The organism is Paenibacillus sp. JJ-223, from assembly GCF_927798175.1.
Classification (GTDB): Bacteria; Bacillota; Bacilli; order Paenibacillales; family Paenibacillaceae; genus Paenibacillus; species Paenibacillus hubeiensis.
On sequence record NZ_CAKMMP010000008.1, the window covers coordinates 151778 to 168548 of the forward strand.

19 protein-coding genes and 1 other annotated feature are annotated in these 16771 nt (G+C 51.1%); of the genes, 1 reads left to right on the forward strand and 18 read right to left on the reverse strand.

Translation table 11 applies throughout. The annotated features are described in order from the left end of the window. Position 1: 1 nt before the first annotated feature. From L6H98_RS15880 to lspA, 8 genes are all read right to left on the reverse strand, one after another. Positions 2–1330 carry a DUF6080 domain-containing protein gene (locus L6H98_RS15880; RefSeq protein ID WP_236416600.1) on the reverse strand — a complete coding sequence of 443 codons (1329 nt, stop codon included), beginning with the start codon at positions 1328–1330 and terminating at the stop codon, positions 2–4. A gap of 30 nt (positions 1331–1360) precedes the next feature. Then, complete coding sequence (locus L6H98_RS15885) at positions 1361–1681, reverse strand: permease (protein ID WP_236416601.1); 321 nt, start codon at positions 1679–1681, stop codon at positions 1361–1363. After that, positions 1668–1997, reverse strand: a complete 330-nt coding sequence (locus L6H98_RS15890; RefSeq protein WP_236416602.1) for an EamA family transporter — start codon at positions 1995–1997, stop codon at positions 1668–1670. Before L6H98_RS15890 ends, L6H98_RS15885 begins: the two co-directional genes overlap by 14 nt. Continuing rightward, positions 1985–2629 (reverse strand): HAD family hydrolase, encoded by a 645-nt coding sequence (locus tag L6H98_RS15895; RefSeq protein ID WP_339273835.1) that lies wholly within the window; start codon positions 2627–2629, stop codon positions 1985–1987. Before L6H98_RS15895 ends, L6H98_RS15890 begins: the two co-directional genes overlap by 13 nt. A gap of 25 nt (positions 2630–2654) precedes the next feature. Then, positions 2655–3548 carry a decaprenyl-phosphate phosphoribosyltransferase gene (locus L6H98_RS15900; protein ID WP_236416739.1) on the reverse strand — a complete coding sequence of 298 codons (894 nt, stop codon included), beginning with the start codon at positions 3546–3548 and terminating at the stop codon, positions 2655–2657. A 201-nt stretch (positions 3549–3749) separates the two neighbouring features. Next, a complete protein-coding gene (locus tag L6H98_RS15905) occupies positions 3750–5003 on the reverse strand; it encodes an LL-diaminopimelate aminotransferase (RefSeq protein WP_236416603.1) in 1254 nt (417 codons plus the stop codon). A gap of 106 nt (positions 5004–5109) precedes the next feature. Continuing rightward, the gene (locus tag L6H98_RS15910) at positions 5110–6012 is read right to left on the reverse strand and encodes an RluA family pseudouridine synthase (protein ID WP_236416740.1); all 903 of its coding nucleotides are present in this window, start codon (positions 6010–6012) and stop codon (positions 5110–5112) included. Positions 6013–6103: 91 nt separating this feature from the next. Continuing rightward, complete coding sequence (gene lspA, locus L6H98_RS15915) at positions 6104–6598, reverse strand: signal peptidase II (protein WP_236416604.1); 495 nt, start codon at positions 6596–6598, stop codon at positions 6104–6106. A 230-nt stretch (positions 6599–6828) separates the two neighbouring features. Here lspA and L6H98_RS15920 point away from each other — a divergent pair, with 230 nt between their 5' ends. Beyond that, entirely contained in the window at positions 6829–7566 is a 738-nt protein-coding gene (locus tag L6H98_RS15920; protein ID WP_236416605.1) for a TraR/DksA C4-type zinc finger protein, read from the forward strand. A gap of 16 nt (positions 7567–7582) precedes the next feature. Here L6H98_RS15920 and L6H98_RS15925 read toward each other — a convergent pair whose 3' ends face one another. The 10 genes from L6H98_RS15925 to L6H98_RS15970 all read right to left on the reverse strand — a co-directional run bounded on the left by L6H98_RS15925 (position 7583) and on the right by L6H98_RS15970 (position 16740). Beyond that, positions 7583–7954, reverse strand: a complete 372-nt coding sequence (locus L6H98_RS15925; RefSeq protein WP_236416606.1) for a DUF5665 domain-containing protein — start codon at positions 7952–7954, stop codon at positions 7583–7585. Positions 7955–8114: 160 nt separating this feature from the next. Next, positions 8115–11210 (reverse strand): isoleucine--tRNA ligase, encoded by a 3096-nt coding sequence (gene ileS / locus L6H98_RS15930; RefSeq protein ID WP_236416607.1) that lies wholly within the window; start codon positions 11208–11210, stop codon positions 8115–8117. A 458-nt stretch (positions 11211–11668) separates the two neighbouring features. Beyond that, positions 11669–11842 (reverse strand): hypothetical protein, encoded by a 174-nt coding sequence (locus L6H98_RS15935; protein ID WP_236416608.1) that lies wholly within the window; start codon positions 11840–11842, stop codon positions 11669–11671. A gap of 212 nt (positions 11843–12054) precedes the next feature. Continuing rightward, positions 12055–12342: a binding site (T-box leader), on the reverse strand. A gap of 57 nt (positions 12343–12399) precedes the next feature. Continuing rightward, positions 12400–12909 (reverse strand): DivIVA domain-containing protein, encoded by a 510-nt coding sequence (locus L6H98_RS15940; RefSeq protein ID WP_236416609.1) that lies wholly within the window; start codon positions 12907–12909, stop codon positions 12400–12402. Positions 12910–13157: 248 nt separating this feature from the next. Continuing rightward, positions 13158–13940, reverse strand: coding sequence for a YlmH/Sll1252 family protein (locus tag L6H98_RS15945; protein WP_236416610.1), 783 nt, complete (start codon positions 13938–13940; stop codon positions 13158–13160). A 14-nt stretch (positions 13941–13954) separates the two neighbouring features. Then, the gene (locus L6H98_RS15950; protein ID WP_290371453.1) at positions 13955–14221 is read right to left on the reverse strand and encodes a YggT family protein; all 267 of its coding nucleotides are present in this window, start codon (positions 14219–14221) and stop codon (positions 13955–13957) included. A gap of 7 nt (positions 14222–14228) precedes the next feature. Beyond that, entirely contained in the window at positions 14229–14696 is a 468-nt protein-coding gene (locus tag L6H98_RS15955) for a cell division protein SepF (protein ID WP_236416611.1), read from the reverse strand. Further along, positions 14693–15388 (reverse strand): YggS family pyridoxal phosphate-dependent enzyme, encoded by a 696-nt coding sequence (locus L6H98_RS15960; RefSeq protein ID WP_236416612.1) that lies wholly within the window; start codon positions 15386–15388, stop codon positions 14693–14695. Before L6H98_RS15960 ends, L6H98_RS15955 begins: the two co-directional genes overlap by 4 nt. 6 nt (positions 15389–15394) lie before the next feature. Further along, positions 15395–16291, reverse strand: coding sequence for a peptidoglycan editing factor PgeF (gene pgeF / locus L6H98_RS15965; protein WP_236416743.1), 897 nt, complete (start codon positions 16289–16291; stop codon positions 15395–15397). Positions 16292–16350: 59 nt separating this feature from the next. Beyond that, the gene (locus tag L6H98_RS15970) at positions 16351–16740 is read right to left on the reverse strand and encodes a YlmC/YmxH family sporulation protein (RefSeq protein ID WP_236416613.1); all 390 of its coding nucleotides are present in this window, start codon (positions 16738–16740) and stop codon (positions 16351–16353) included. Positions 16741–16771 lie beyond the last annotated feature (31 nt).

The window sequence follows — 16771 nt, forward strand, 5'->3', positions numbered from 1 at the left end:
TTCACAATTGGTTCGGTGCCGAAATGAATTCGTTCATCGTGGAAGTTGAATCCAGCTGCTCGTAAGATTGCTTAATCGTCGTCAACGTCTCGAAGTGGCGGTACACATTATTGGCGGCCATCACCAGAACGGACACGGCGAGCAAAACGGTAAGCGCGGATTTACCTATGCCAGGACGAAGACCAATGACGAATCCTCCGGCCAACAAGAAAAACGCAAACAGGTAATGTCCTGCATACAGGTACATGTCGTATTGGAATACTGCAAGCCCAAAGCCCACTACGATGTGCAGCAAAAATGCAAACAAAACGTACGGAACCAGCGTCCACACTTCTCTCTTCCGAACGCCCGCGATAAAGCCTGCAAGCGCAAGCACCAGAATGAACAGGCCGACGAACAGGGAATACAGAGGCGTTGGTCGGGACAAATCCGATACAAACGCCATCATGCCCGGGTCCAATAAATGAACTTTCGGGGACAGCATCGGGTTGATGGTCAGAAGCCCAAGCGCCTTCCAATGTGCAGCAAACTGGAATGGCGTTGCATAGCTGGTTCCCCCGTTCTGGATACCGAGCAGCCAGTTGCTAACCCAGCTCCGTCCGCCGAATGCCACGTACTGGATGACGGTCAGCGCGGCAATCATGCCGACAGCCAAAACCATGATGCCAACGTATTTTTTGAAGCTCCCTCGATTCCGCCAAGCTCGCATATTAACGAACAAACTGGCCGCAAAAGGAACGATATTGGTGGACGTCAGGCCAAAATTGACGGCAGCCATCGCTGCATTCGCGGAGTAGCTAACCTCTTCCCGCTCTCGAGAATATTGCAAGTAAACTACCGAAATCAAGATGAAAAGCTGCACATACGGATAAGAATCCGGAATCAATGCAGTAAACATGAGGTACGAGCTGAATCCGAACATCAGCGCTACAAGCAGCGGAACCGTTAATTCCTTCCCTTTGCGGGCAAGGAACAAAAACACAAGCATGACGGACAAAGCATTGACAAGCGACTGCAGCACAAGAAAGAATCCATTGCCGCCCAGCAGCGCTGCGCCTCCCCCCAATACAACCGTTAAGTAAGAAATCAACGGATGAATGACGGAAGAACTGTTCATGCCGTAATACATGGATGGATCAAAATTGAACAGGTTCAGCGGAAAATCCCTTGTGTTAAACGGGCTCCGATCTCCAAGAAGTCCGGCATTTTCGGCCATATAATTGACGTAAGGAATGTTGATCAGTCCGTAAAAAAGAGCAAAACCAATAAATAACAGAAGCGCTGCACGGTTCGCCCTGCGGTCGGAAAATATGTAATCCAGAAAATTCATTATTTCACATCCTGTTTTTTCGTCTGGTCTTTAAAACACCAAAAAGCACAACCCGCCCATGATGCAAGCGACACCCACCCAGCGCAGCGGTCCTACATTTTCTTTGAACACCCATCGGGCAATCAAAAGTGTCCATACATACGTCAGCGCATTAGCCGGAAGAACTACGGTCAGCGGAAGGAAGCGCAGCAGCAAAATGTTAAGCAACGCCCCAACCCCGTAAAATCCAAGTCCTCCTAACACATGCAGCCGTTTGCGACTGTCGGCGTATGCTTTGAGCCCGGCTCCGCCAATCGCTCCGCAAAGCGTCATGACAACAAGCACAACCGCCATCCAGCTATCGTTCCACACTGGTTAACGTCACCCCGATTCCAAGCAGCAGGACGGCAGCAAGTTTCTGCAGCGTAATGTCCTCCCCCAGCAAAAAATGGCCGTACAGCAGTGCGAATACATAACTCGTACACATCAGGGGATAGGCGACCGACAGTTTTTCCAGCGAGAAAGCCTTGATCATCAGCACCGCTCCCAATCCGTAACACGCGAATCCAAACCCAAGGTAGATCCACTCCTCCAGCCCCCACTTCCAGAAGAGCTGGCCCGTTGCCGTCAGGAACGCCGAAAACAGCATGAACATTTTGCCTGTATGGCGTCCTGTCATTTTCCCCATGATAGTTCCTCCATATCTGGCACGCTCCTGTTGATGAAATATCGCCGAGCCACCAAATTCATCACGGGCAGGTCTGAAAGTGAATCAGAATAGGAGCATGAATGTTCATAATCAATGGTCATCCCTTGTTCCTCCAGATAGGACAGGATGCGGCGCACTTTCTCTTCTCCCTTGCAATTGCTTCCCTCGATAGAACACTTGTACCCTGTCCCATCGGGCCGGCGCGCAAGTTCGGTACCGATCACATGATCGACCCAAGATAAGGTCTGAAAATACTTCATGTAGGCATGGGGAGATGCCGTCACGAGCAGCACATGGTACCCTTCTTTCTTGCGCTGCATCATCTCCATATTGGCCTCAGCGAACATCGCTGTGCGGAGCCGACTTTCAAAGAAATGCTCCAGATCAGCCTCGGACATCCGTTCAATTCCTTTAAAATAAGAGCGCTTGACCCGCTCTACTTTCATCAATCCCGCTTTGTAGAGCATGGTATGTAGTCCGATCATCGGAAGCTGCAACGCCAGTGCCGGAAAACGGCGAATGCCATAACTTACAAACTGGAACATGGAATCGCTGCGTATAATCGTTTTATCAATATCGAAAATGGCAATTTTCGTGCTTTTCAAACTCAACCTTGTTCCTCCTTGTTACGGATGGTTATTCAAAAATGGAAAATATAACGATAACCGCAGCCACATACAGAATGACGGTGATCAATATAGGCTTATCCTCAAACAAAACACGGTCGGGAGAGCCGCCTTTGTTCTTCATATGAACCAAATATAGATAACGGAACATGCCGTAAATGACAAGCGGGATCGTCCACATCAAATGAATCGTCCGGTTGGACGTGAACGTAAACAGCGAATAACTGATAATGGTCGCCGTAGTCACAATCGTGTTGAATTGATCGAGCAGCGTAACAGAATAATGATCCAAAACCTTACGATGCGATCCCGTATTGCCTTCCAGCAGTACGAGTTCGTGACGCCGTTTACCGATAGCCAAAAATAGCGACAACAGCATCGTACAGATCAGAAACCATGGCGTAAAAGGAACATGAATCAGCACACCCCCGGCAATCGCACGCAGCACAAACCCGGCGGCAATCGTCATGACATCCATGATCACTATATGTTTGAGCACAAACGAATACGATACATTAAGCGCAAAATAGACGATGCACAACACGCCGAATAATGGGTTTAACATCATTGCCGAGCCTACGGACAAGACCAGCAACCCGATTCCAAACCCAAGCGCCTGACGGGGGCTCACTTGTCCCGATGCGATCGGGCGGTTTCTTTTCACGGGATGCTGGCGATCCCGTTCGCGGTCCACGTAATCGTTCAAAATATATACGCAGCCTGCCACCAGACTGAACAGGAAAAAACCGACGAGTGTGGCGATGACCGTTTCTGTTCGAATTTCCTCAAAAGAAAAAACCAAAGCGGCAAAAAGCAGCAAATTTTTCGTCCATTGCTTTGGGCGCAGCAGGCGGATATACCCCGCCACCACGCTTTCGTCCGTTTTGCTTGCAGATGATGAAATATTTGGACGTGATGATAACAACCTCATCGTCTCCCTTCCCAAAAAACTCCATTAACATTCATTTTACTACACAAATAATAAACGAAAAATAAATAATAAATCACTTGGTACTTTTTGTAAAGACAAAACTAAGAAATTGCGAGACAAAACAAAAAAGAGACCTTTTCGGTCTCTTTTCATATCAACGAATGATTTGACATTTTAAAATTCGAACTTCACGTCGCTCAGGCGGCGTTTGATTTCAGCAATGACACGCTTCTCTTCTTCTTCGCCTTGAGCGATGAAGGTAACCGAGAAACGCACGAAGTTGCCGGCATCATCCCAAGGCACCGACGAAATCAGTTTTTCGCGAATCAGGAACTGGGAGAAATCCTCGCCGGATTCGAAACGGCGTCCGCCGACAACACCCTTAGGAGCTTCGACATACAGGAAGAAGGAGCCTTTCGGTTTCTCTGCTTTGAAGCCAAGTTCGTTCAACGCGGACACGAGCAAATCGTGACGGCGGGAATATTTCTCCGCGATTTTCTCGGTAATTTCCGGATGGCTCAAGCCATAGGCCGCAGCCTTTTGGATCGCGATGAACTGACCGGAATCGTTGTTGTCTTTTACGTCGCTGAACGCTTTGACAACAAGCGGATTGCCTGCCACAAACCCGATTCTCCAGCCTGTCATGTTGTAGGATTTGGACAAGGAATGCAGCTCCACGCCAACATCCTTCGCTCCAGGTACGGACAGGAAGCTGAACGGTTTGTTTCCGTCGTAAGTCAATGCTGCATACGGAGCATCATGTACGACGACAACGCTGTATTTTTGGGCCCACTCGACCACTTCAGTGAAAAACTCAACCGTTGCGGCTGCACCCGTAGGATTGTTTGGATAGTTCAAGTAAAGCAGTTTCGCGCGTTTAGCGATATCTTCCGGAATGGAGGACAGGTCAGGCAGGAAGTTGTTCTCTTTCGTCAATTGAACGTTATACACTTCTCCCCCGAGGTACTTCGTGTGTGTACCCATAACCGGATAGCCCGGAACCGTCATGATGGTCACGTCGCCAGGATTAATAAAGCAGGAAGGCATCATGGCCAAAGCCGGCTTGGAACCGATCGAGTGCACGATTTCCGTTGCGGCATCGATGCCGTCCACGTTAAAAACGTTTTTCAGGTAGGCCGCAGCGGCTTCCTTGAATTCAGGAATACCGTTGTCTGCATAACCGCGGTTCTCCGGTTTGGCTGCTTCTTCAGCCAATGCGGCAACGATGCCTGCATCTGCCATCTCGTCAGGCTCGCCAACGCCGAGGTCAATCAGTTCAACATCCGGAAAATCCTTTTTGGCGGAAGCTTTGGCGCGTTTGATTTTTTCGAATTTATAAATGTTCGTGTCTTTGCCATAGTTAGCGCCACCGATGCGGTCAGCGAAGTTGGTCTGGATGTAGGTTTCTTGATATTTGTCGATACTCATAGCGATATTCATCTCCTCGTTTTGACGCAAGTTTCTATTCCACTATGAAGCATTTACATGGTCTTATCCATGGACAAAACACCCGAACATTTGTACTTTCAGCGTCCTAACGGCTGCGCAATGAGGCGAGAACATCCTCCATGTCCTGCGGCAGCGGAGCCGTGAATTCCATATATTCCCCGCTCGTCGGATGCACGAATCCAAGCACTGCCGCATGCAATGCCTGTCCTTGCATTTTAATACCTTTGTTGCGACCGTATACCGGATCGCCGACCAACGGATGCCCGATGAATTTCATGTGCACCCGGATCTGATGCGTACGTCCCGTTTCCAGCTTCAGTTCAAGCAACGTATAATCATTGATGCGCTCTGTAACAGTGAAGTGAGTCACTGCATGCTTGCTGTTTCGTTCCGTGACGGTATACATTTTCCGATCATGAGGGTCACGGCCAATCGGGGCATCAATCGTGCCTTGATCGTGGCTGAGATGGCCGTGCACAAGCGCAATGTAACGCCGATTTACGCTGTGTTCCTTTAGCTGTGCAGCCAGGGAAGCATGCGCACGATCGTTTTTGGCCGCCATGAGCAGTCCCGATGTGTCTTTGTCGATCCGATGCACGATTCCGGGACGAAGCTCGCCGTTAATGCCTGACAAGTCCTTGCAGTGGTACATCAACGCGTTCACGAGCGTCCCGGACAGATGGCCGGGTGCAGGATGAACGACGAGGCCGCGCGGTTTGTTGACCACGATGACATCGCTGTCTTCATATACGACTTCCAGCGGAATGTCCTCGGCAGCAATCTCCACCGCGGCAGGCTCCGGAATCTCAAGCACCACGACGTCGCCTTCGGACAACTTGGCATTCGCTTTCGTCGCGCTGCCATTGACCGTAACCAATCCATCACCGATCCACAATTGGACTTGAGAGCGGGATACGTCCTCCAGCGACTCCGTAATATATTTGTCAATGCGCTCCTTTTTATGCTCGGGAGCTACAGTCCATTCCATTCGTTCTTTGCCTTGAAGAAGATCGTCTTCCTGGCCGTATTTTCCCAAAGCGGAGACGTCTTCCTGACTTTTTGCTGCGTCATCAAAACGGTTACTCATGCGTTTCATTCCCTTCAATCTTTGCAGCGGCTTTCTCTCTGCGTCCTTCAAGCAGCGTTTCAAGCACGATCAAGGCCACCCCGATACATATGGCCGAGTCGGCAATGTTAAAGATGGGAAACGTATAACTTCCAAAATTAAGCTGAACAAAGTCAACGACTTCACCGGTCAATGCCCGGTCCAGGAAGTTGCCGATCGCCCCCCCAAGCACCAGACTAAGTGCTACAGGCAGCAATTTGTGCGGACTGTTTTTTACTTTTTGCAAATACCATACCAGAGCAACAACTACAACAATGGTCACCACGATAAAAAACCAGCGTTGGTTTTGCAAAATGCCAAACGCCGCGCCGGCATTGCGGTGAGAGGTAATAACGAAGAAATTGCCGATGACCGGAATTTCGTCGCCGATGTTCATTTGTGTCGCGACCAGGTATTTTACGCCCTGATCCACCAAAAAAACGATAAAAGCGAGGATATAGTACACCACGTTTTTTGTCACTCCGATCTTGTCTTTTCCATACGATACCAGGCTTTGCGCCAGACTTGTCCATTGTAGCACAGCTGTTTGGAAATCGTCCACGGCCCGTGCGAAAGGCGGCTTCATGGCAAAAAGGATAACATTTTCCTTCTGTATTCCTGCCCGAAATGGCACATCCTACAACGGAGTACACATTCGGCTTAGCAGGTTCAACATATCGCTGCGGAAAGGGGAATACCATGGCACATCTATCACCGGAACAGTTACATTCCTTGCGTACCCAACTGATCACCGAGAAACGGCACATCGAACATCGGCTTGCCGAGAACGAACATTATGGGCTAGGCGATTCAATGAAATTGCAGACCGGCGAGCTTTCCCCCATCGATAATCACCCGGGAGACGTAGGCACAGAAATGTACGAACGTGCAAAAGACATCTCCTTGCTGGAACATGATGAATTTCAGGTGGAACGAATTGCTTCCGCTTTGCAATCCATGGACGAAGGGAGATACGGCATCTGTGTCGTTTGCAGGCAGCCGATTTCCTTTGAGCGTCTTCAAGCCGTGCCTTATACCCAGTATTGCGTCGACCATCAACCCGGCCATGTCTCCAGCGACCGACCTGTCGAAGAACAATTTTTGGAACCTCCCTTTGGCCGAACAAGTTTGGATGAGCGCGAGGACCAAAACGGTTTCGATGGGGAAGACGCATGGCAAATCGTCGAGAGCTGGGGAACATCCAATACTCCGGCCATGGCCGAAGGCTCGGACATCGACAGCTATGATGTGATGTCGATCGAAGCTACAGATGAAGTCGAAGGCTGCGTTGAAGCGTATGAAAGCTTTGTGGCCACCGATATTTACGGGCATGACGTATCCATCGTACGAAACCGGCAATACAAGGAATACCTTGAACGAGGCGAAGGCGAAGGATTGCTTGAACCGGATGTCGAATTTTCCGATGATTTATATTGAGGCTGCCCGTTAATTCCTAATACGTATTCAATTCAAGCTGACGCTGAACGATACGAACAATATCGGCTATATAATCCCCCACGATTGGCAGGTTCAATGCACCAAGCATCTGTAATAAATAAATGATCGTCGCTGCAAAAAAAGTAAAGCCGATCGCAATGCCCACTCCTCTGGCAGCTCCGGATAACAGATTAAGCCCAATCAGCTTCCAGGGGCGATACAGCAGCTCCGTATATTGCGAAATGCGGGAACGTTCCAGTTCCTGAGCGATTCGGCTCGTCAGGGTGAACAGCTCCTTTATTTGTTCGTTCGAGTCCAATGTAGGCGGAACGGAAGATGTTGTCTTCGCCTGTGCTTCGGTTGACGGTTTATTCTTTGGTTCAGTCATGATTTCCGCTCATTTCTGTATGGGGTTTATACCATAATGGCAATGTACACCATATAGTCATTGCCCATTTGCCTTAAAATCAAACGAGCCGGGAAACAGGGTAACCCTGACTCCGCGGCTCGTGTGCATGTTTTTCGTATGATATGTTCGGGTACTCCAACTACTCGATCGCTACACCGATGTTTTTACCGGCAGCTTCGACACGTTCCATGGACTCACTGGAACCAAAAGCCACGTCCGTCACGAGCACGTTTTCACGCAGCACATGATCGAAAGCTTCGATGGCTGCCTGCAATTCGGCATCGACGTCCAGCGTCAGGCGCACTCTTTTCTCGATCGGCAGATCGAGTTTTTTGCGTGTATCCTGAACCACGCGCACCACTTCGCGAACCAGGCCTTCCTGTTCCAGCTCAGGCGTGATTTCGGTATTGAGTGCAACCGTCAATCCATATCCTGAAGCGGAAGCAAAGCCGGTTTTGGCTTGTTTTTCAACCAGCAGCTCTTCTTCGGTCACTTGCAATTCTTCCCCATCCGGAGAAACGACATTGAATCGGCCCTCTGTTACCACTTTGCGCGTCTCATCCGGCGTCATGCCTTTGAACAGGTTTTGCAAGAATCCAACGTTTTTGCCATATTTCTTGCCGGCTACTTTCAGGTTCAGCTTCAACGTGAAGTCAACGAAATCGGCGTCGTTATGCTCAGCCCGGATCGTTTTTACGTTGATCTCTTCCTTGATGATATCCTCATAGTCGGAGAGATTGAAGCCTTTGTCCAGAGAAACGATCAGTTCGGACAACGGTTGACGCGTTTTCACGCCGGTCTCGTTACGCACATTGCGTGCCAACTCAACTACCCGGCGAGCCGTCTCCATATCCCGTTCCAATTCCAAATCGATCAAAGACTCGTTCGCTGCCGGATAGTCATCCATATGCACGCTTTCGCCGTTGCTCAAATTCAGATAGATGTCTTCCGCCAGCATCGGCGTAAATGGAGCCACCAATTTGGCTGTTGTCACGAGCACCTCAGTCAGCGTGCGGTATGCATCCAATTTATCCTCAGTCAGTCCGCTGCCCCAGAAACGATCGCGGGAACGGCGGATATACCAGTTGCTGAGCTCATCGACAAACGCTTCGATCGCTTTGGAGGAGTTCAGATAATCGTTAACGTTCAGCGCCTTTTCAACAACAAGGATCAGGCTGTTCAATCTGGACAGAATCCAGCGATCCAGATTGTGGGCAGACACTTTGAACGGATGTTCTTGCGGATCGAATCCGTCAATCGTCGCATACAGCGTCAAGAATGCATGGGTATTCACCAACGTATCGACCATTTTGGATTTGGCTTCCGCCACGATGCCTTTGGAGAAACGTTTGCTGTTCCATGGCGCGCTGTCCGAGAGCAGGGCCCAACGGAATGCATCGGTACCGAACTCTTCGATGACATCCCATGGATCGATGACATTGCCCTTGGATTTGGACATTTTTTGCCCATTCTCATCCAGTACGTGTCCGGTTGCCATAACCGCTTTGTATGGCGCTTTGCCTGTCAGCAATGTGGAAACCGCCAGCAGGCTGTAGAACCAGCCGCGCGTCTGGTCGATCCCTTCGCAGATCATGTCTGCAGGGAACTGCTGCGCAAAGATATCTTGATTCTCAAACGGATAATGCTGCTGCGCAAATGGCATGGAGCCGCTGTCGAACCAAACGTCGATCACTTCCGGCGTACGTTTCATTTCATATTTTCCGCAAGAGCTGAGTACCTTCACTTCATCGACGTAAGGCTTGTGCAATTCCAGGTTTTCCGGTACATCCCCGATCGCGCGAGCACGCAGTTCGGCAATGCTGTGCGGAGCAAACTGTTCGCCGGTCTCCTCGCACACCCAGATGTTCAGCGGTGTTCCCCAGTACCGGTCACGGCTGATGTTCCAATCCACCAGATCTTCGAGGAATTTGCCGAAACGTCCTTCGCGAACATGACCCGGATACCACTCCACTTCACTGTTGTTGGCGATCAATTGGTCTCTGATCGCAGTCGTTTGGATAAACCAGCTGTCCATGGCGTAGTACAGCAGAGGTGTATCGCAACGCCAGCAGAATGGATAGCTGTGCTCGTATTTTTCTTTGCTGAACAGGCGCCCTTTTTCAGACAGGTATCTCACGATGTCCACATCGCAATCTTTGACGAAACGTCCGGCAAAATCAGTAACCTGAGCTACGAATTTACCCTCCAGATCAACCATGTTCACAAAACTGATGCCGTTCTCGCGGCAAACGCGATAGTCGTCCTCGCCATGAGCAGGCGCCATGTGTACGATCCCTGTACCGCTTGCATCGGTTACGAAGCCTGCGCCCAGGATGATATTGGTTTTCTCTGCTTTAATGTAGTTGAATGGAGGATCATAGGTTTTGCCAACCAGGTCGGAACCTTTCAGTGTGCCAATGACTTCATATTCACCTTTTGCGTCTTTCATGACTTTCTCGACCAGGTTAGTCGCCATGATGTACACTTCACCATTCTGGCTTACGCGGGAATATTCCATGTCCGGATTCACCGCAAGCGCAACGTGGGATGGCAGCGTCCATGGCGTTGTCGTCCATGCCAGTACAAATTCTCCGCTGTCATCCAGCTTGAATTTGGCAGTAGCACTGAGGTCTTTAACATCCTTGTATCCTTGGGCAACCTCATGGGAGCTCAGCGTTGTCTGACAAGAAGGACAATACGGGCTTACGCGATGACCGCGATACAGCAGCCCTTTCTCGTGAATGGTCGCAAGGATGTTCCACACGCTTTCGATATAGTTGTTGTCGAGCGTGATATAAGGGTTATCCATGTCCGTCCAGTAGGCGATGCCTTCGGTCAGGTCTCTCCATTGTTGCTCATATTCAAAAACGCTGGCTTTGCATTCATTGATGAACTTTTCCACGCCATAATCTTCGATTTCCCATTTATGAGAGATGCCCAGTTTCTTCTGCACGCCCAGCTCCACCGGCAAACCATGTGTATCCCAGCCCGCTTTGCGCACGACGCGATATCCCTTCATCGTATTGTAACGGCCGATAAAGTCTTTGATGACGCGCCCGAGCACGTGTCCGATATGCGGCTTTCCGTTTGCAGTAGGCGGACCTTCATAAAAAACGAAATTCGGCTTCCCTTCGCGGTTTTCGATCGATCTTTTGAAGGTGTTTTCTTCCTTCCATTTGTTCAGCATGCGCAGTTCTCTTGCGCGGGCCTTCTCCTTGACGTCAACTCTTTGCATGATGATATCTTTCCTTTCGACATTGGTTAATTGTGGACCGTTTCAATCCCCCTAAATCCCCCTTCCCAAGGGGGACCCCATAGGCGCTCCGCCCTCTGGACACCCGGCATGGTTTGTCGGGGGCGAGCATGCGGCGCGTGGGTGATGCTGCGTGCGGGGAGTCGGCCCTTATGCGGCTGTTCCTTTTCAGGAACGCCCCAGGGCCTCGACTTCGCCGCATGGGGCCCTTTGGCCGATGGCTTCGCTCCATCGGCGGTGGGCTCTCTGCCTGAGGTCCCTGCGGGCCTCATGGGCGATCGCCTTGGCGAGGCCTTTGGGCCGATGGCTTCGCTCCATCGGCGCTGGGCTCTCTGCCTGAGGTCCCTGCGGGCCTCATGGACGCTCGCCTTGGCGGGGCCCTTTGGCCGATGGCTTCGCTCCATCGGCGCTGGGCTCCCTGCCTGAGGTCCCTGCGGGCCTCATGGGCGTTCGCCTTGGCGGGCCCTTTGGCCGATGGCTTCGCCCCATCGGCGGTCGGCTCCCTGCCTGAGGTCCCTGCGGGCCTCATGGGCGATCGCCTTGGCGGAGGCTCTGGCCGATTGCTTCGCTCCATCGGCGGTGGGCTCCCTGCCTGAGGTCCCTGCGGGCCTCATGGGCGCTCGCCTTGGCGGGGCCTTTGGGCCGATGGCTTCGCCCCATCGGCGCTGGGCTCTCTGCCTGAAGTCCCTGCGGGCCTCATGGGCGCTCGCCTTGGCGAGGCCTTTGGGCCGATGGCTTCGCTCCATCGGCGGTGGGCTCTCTGCCTGAGGTCCCTGCGGGCCTCATGGGCGATCGCCTTTTTTAAACACCAAAAAACCCCGTCCCGGAAAGGGACGAGGTTGTGCTCGCGTTACCACCCTAATTCTGTTCATCACAAACCATAACCAAATGTCTTGGGTATGCTTTGTCATCAACAGCACTTATGCCCTGCTCAGTATACAGGGTGCCGATATAACGTTCGGCTAACGGCTTCGCTTACGCACGGATACATTAAACCGCTTCAGCGTCGCTTCTCCGGGATGATATTCGGCTATAACCCATCCATTGGCTTGCACCAAACGCCAACTCTCTGAGGGATGCAATCATAACGTACTGAACCCGTCATGGAATCACTATTCATTATGAATATAGTTATAGCCTCTTTACCGATAAAAGTCAACCGGGCGGGCGTTTAATAAATTTCCTTCATTTCCCGTTCGCGTTCAAGGACTTCTTGTTCCCGGCTCTCCAGCGCTTCCCAACCGTCCTGAGACAACAGTTCCAATTGGGCCTCGACCAGCGTACGGAAACGGGCGCGGTAAATGGATGCCTGCTTTTTCAGCTCTTCCACTTCCAAAGAAACCTTGCGCGATTTCGCCAAAGCCTCGTTGACGATTCGGTCGGCGTTTTTCTCCGCTTCCTTCACGATCAGCTGAGCTTCCTTCTTGGCGTTGTTCTTCACATCGTCCGCTGCTTCCTGGGCGATAATGATCGTTTTGCTAAGCGTCTCCTCAATCGTGGCAAAATGGTCCAGCTTCTCCTGAACGGACAGCAACTGATTGGTCAGTTCCTTGTTTTCGCGGATGACGCCTTCGTAATCTTTGATGACTTGATCAAGAAATTCGTTGACTTCATCCTCGTCGTACCCGCGCAACCGTCGGGAGAATTCCTTGTTGTGTATGTCCAGCGGCGTTAATGGCAAGCTGTCCACCTCCTGTAAAAGTTCCTTCTCGTGCCGAGAAAGTTTGCAGCATATATAGGTTTCTTACAAAGAAGCCAGGCAACCGGCTTCTTGGAAGATTCCTACGTTTGCATCATGGAATGAGATACGGTGAACCCGGAGGGCCATACAGCATCCCATCCATCCTCATTGTTTATCGGAAACCCCAAATATTTATTTCACCTTTAGTTTAGTTATTTCGACAAGAATAAGAGATTTCCTGCAACGAGCTATGCAAATTTGCCGATTTTTACGCGACAGCGTCCTTTTTTGGTCATGCCATCCAGTTCCAGTACCTTAAACCGACCAAATCCGCGAACGGAAACGACATCCCCTGCGTTGAGAAGCTTGGACGGGTCTTCTTCCACTTTCCAGTTCACGCGGCAGCGACCCGCTTTGATCGGGAGCAGCGCCTTGCTTCGGCTCATCCGGTATACGTCCGCGCAAATGCCGTCCAGCCGCAAAGAAGCAACGGTGATGTCCAGAATCTCAAGCTTCGTTTCCGACCATCGCAATTGATCCAGCGGCAGCAGCTCGGTAAATACGTGCACCCGATGCACCTGATTCATTTGCAGCGATAAAAAAGCGCTGGTTTCCGACGCTACCACAGCGTGGCACCCGTCTTCCAGCACTTGGATATCCCCGATTTTGCCGCGTTTCATGCCAAGCCCGAGCAAAGCTCCCATGTAGTCGCCGTGCTCCAATTCGGCAATTTTGGAGTCATCGGACGAAATGCTGAGCACCTGCATATTCATATCTTCATCGTCAAGGTAGCGGTAATCCGGGGCGATCAGAGCACGCTTTCGTTCGGCGGACGCGTATCCGCCGTCAAAACGCACTTGGACATCCGTCCGCCGATTGACTAGCGTTTGCAGTATAAACATCTGCCTGGGATCCAAAAAATCCGTCAGCCGGGTGTCATGCCTTTCCCCGGCACGTTCCACCCATTCCGCTGCCTTATCCACGAAATCCCGTTCATCCGGCGTAAAATGTTCATATATTCCATTACCCATGGTCGGTTCCTACCTTACATAAAACGGAGAAGAATGGACTTCAAGCCCACTTCCGCCAATTGAAGTGTAATCAAGGCCACGATCGGCGAAATGTCCAGCATTCCGAATAACGGCGGAATAAACCGCCTGAACGGGCTCAGGAAAGGTTCAACGAGTTTGGCAAGCCATTCTCCGACAGCGCTCTCCCGAGCATTGGGAAGCCACGACAAAAGCACATACGCAATAATCATGTAGAGGTAAATTTGGAACGCGATGGATACGACACTATAAATTAGACTCAAAAAAGGCTCACCTCATCCTGTTATAATCTTGTTCGCTCTCAGCCAGAATTTCCGTAATGGTACCCTGGATCTCTACCGTGTCTGGCGTGCAGAGAAAAATGTTACCGCCGATTTTGGAAATACCGCCGCCCAAGGCGTACACCGTTCCGCTCAAAAAATCAATGACGCGCAAAGCCTGGTCCTGGCGAACACGCTGCAAATTAACGACGACCGTACGATGCGAACGCAGATGATCGGCAATTTCTTGAGCCTCGTCATAGGAGCGCGGTTCATACAAAACAACTTTCACATTTTTCTGGGAATGAATGCTTACCACATTATTGCCCCTTTGTGTTCTACGTTTATCCAGCTCGGAGGTTTCAGGTTCATGGTGATCCGGCTCGGATTCTTCTTGTGCAGCCAAACGTTCACGTTCCACAATCTCTTCTTCTTCCTGGAGTCCAAAGAAATTCATGAATTTATTCATTACGCTCATCGTGAACCCTCCTCTTTCCCTACGAGAATCGATCCCAGTCGAACCCAGGTTGCTCCCTCTTCAATCGCCACTTCAAAATCATTGGACATGCCCATGGATAATTCAGTCAGCGGTTCTTGTGTCAGGGCCTGTCCATTCAAACGGTCTCGCAGTTCCCGCAATCCGCGAAATACGGGACGAGTCAGCTCCGGGTCCTCTTCATGAGGGGCCATCGTCATTAAACCGATAACCTTGATATGATCCAATGAGCCTATTTCACGTAAAAAGCCGGCTGCGTCTTCAGGCTGCAAACCATACTTGCTCTCTTCACCCGAAATGTTGACCTGCAAAAACGTTTCCACGCCAATGCCCAGCGCAGCCGCCTTTTTGTTCAATTCCTTCGCCAGCGATAACCGGTCCAGCGAATGTATGTAACGAAATTTTCCGACAACGTCCTTGACCTTGTTCGTCTGCAGGTGGCCGATAAAATGCCAAGTTCCCTGCTGCCCATAGGCTTCCCATTTGGCCTGCGCATCCTGCCAGCGATTTTCTCCGATATGCTCAAGCCCGCGGTCCAGCACAGCTCCCGTCGTTTCCAGCGAAACGTACTTCGTGACGGCAATCACGTTAACATCCTCGCGATTGCGGCCGCTGCGCCGACACGCGGCTTCGATCTTCTGATTTACCTGTTGTATACGTTCCTCCAAAGACACAGAGGGTCACCTCTCTTCCAGCCCAATCCAGCTAGCCATGCGCCCGGTAGTTCCGTTTTCTTTCCGGTAAGAGAAGAAAATGTCCGGGTTGCAGCTTGTACACCAAGTAGTACATTCGATATGATCCGGCAATATTCCTGCTTTCATCATAATGTGTCGATTGCATTCTTTCAAGTTTAACATCGTTTTGCCATTGCCGGCCGAATGGAAGATCAGGTTGCCATTTGCCCCATACCCCTCATTACCCTCGGCCCCGTCAAGCCAAACCCGCACATGTTTCATGACAGCCTCATCCACCTCGTAACAGCAATCGCCGATGGAAGGGCCGATCGCGGTTCGGATATGATGCCTTTGGCTGCCGTACTCCTGCTCCATTTTCTCGATCACGGATTCGGCAATGCCCGCTACCGTCCCTTTCCAGCCGGCATGAGCAAGCCCTACTGCACCTCGTACGGGATCGTAGAAATATAATGGCACGCAGTCCGCGTAGAAGGAGGTCAGCAGGACACCCGGCACATCCGTAACCAAGCCGTCCGTATCTTGAAAGGCAGATTCGCGATCCATCCACCCCCGCCCCCGGTCTTCAGCCCGAACGACGGCAACCCGTTTGCCATGAACCTGCTCTCCGCACGTCCAGGCACTTTCCGAAAAGCCCAGCTTGGATGCAATCCGCTTTCGATTGTTGAGAACCGTTACCGGATCGTCACCGACGTGATACGCACAATTCAGGCTTCCATAAGGAGCACTTCCGTTCCCTCCCTGCCTCGTCGTAAATCCTGCACTCAAACCGTCATATTGCTCTCTCCACGGCTTCACATATATCAACAACGGCTCGGGAGCCGCTGCATTTTCCGGGCCCCCACTCTTAAGCATCTGTTCCTGTTCCAACACAAAAGGTTCCATCTTCATATTTTTCACCTCGCAAGCTCCAGTGTACCAAATGAACCCCTGTCCTGTCTCGTTCAGATCGACCGGCGCTGACTTCGCTCCAGACGTTCCGTTCGATCCATTCGTTCTGCGCGGCTGATCTGCGCATCATACATGCGAGCCTCGCGTTCCCCTTCATCGTATGAAGGCTCCTTGACTTCATCCATCTTCACCAATATGACGTCGGAGCCGATCTTGACGATGTTTCGCCATGGAATGATTAGGTCCGTGCCCCCTCCAAACAATCCCATGAAGCGGGTATACCCCGGCACCACGATGGCCTCGATCCTCCCCTGCCTTAAATCCAGTTCCAAATCGCTGATCTGACCCAATCGTTTGCCATCGGTAATATTGATGACCTCTTTGGTTTGAAAATCGGAAATCTTCATGCCTCTGCCCGTCTGGGCGCCCACATTTCCTTTCATCGGGTTCCGCCTCCAGTCTGCTTCCGCTCCT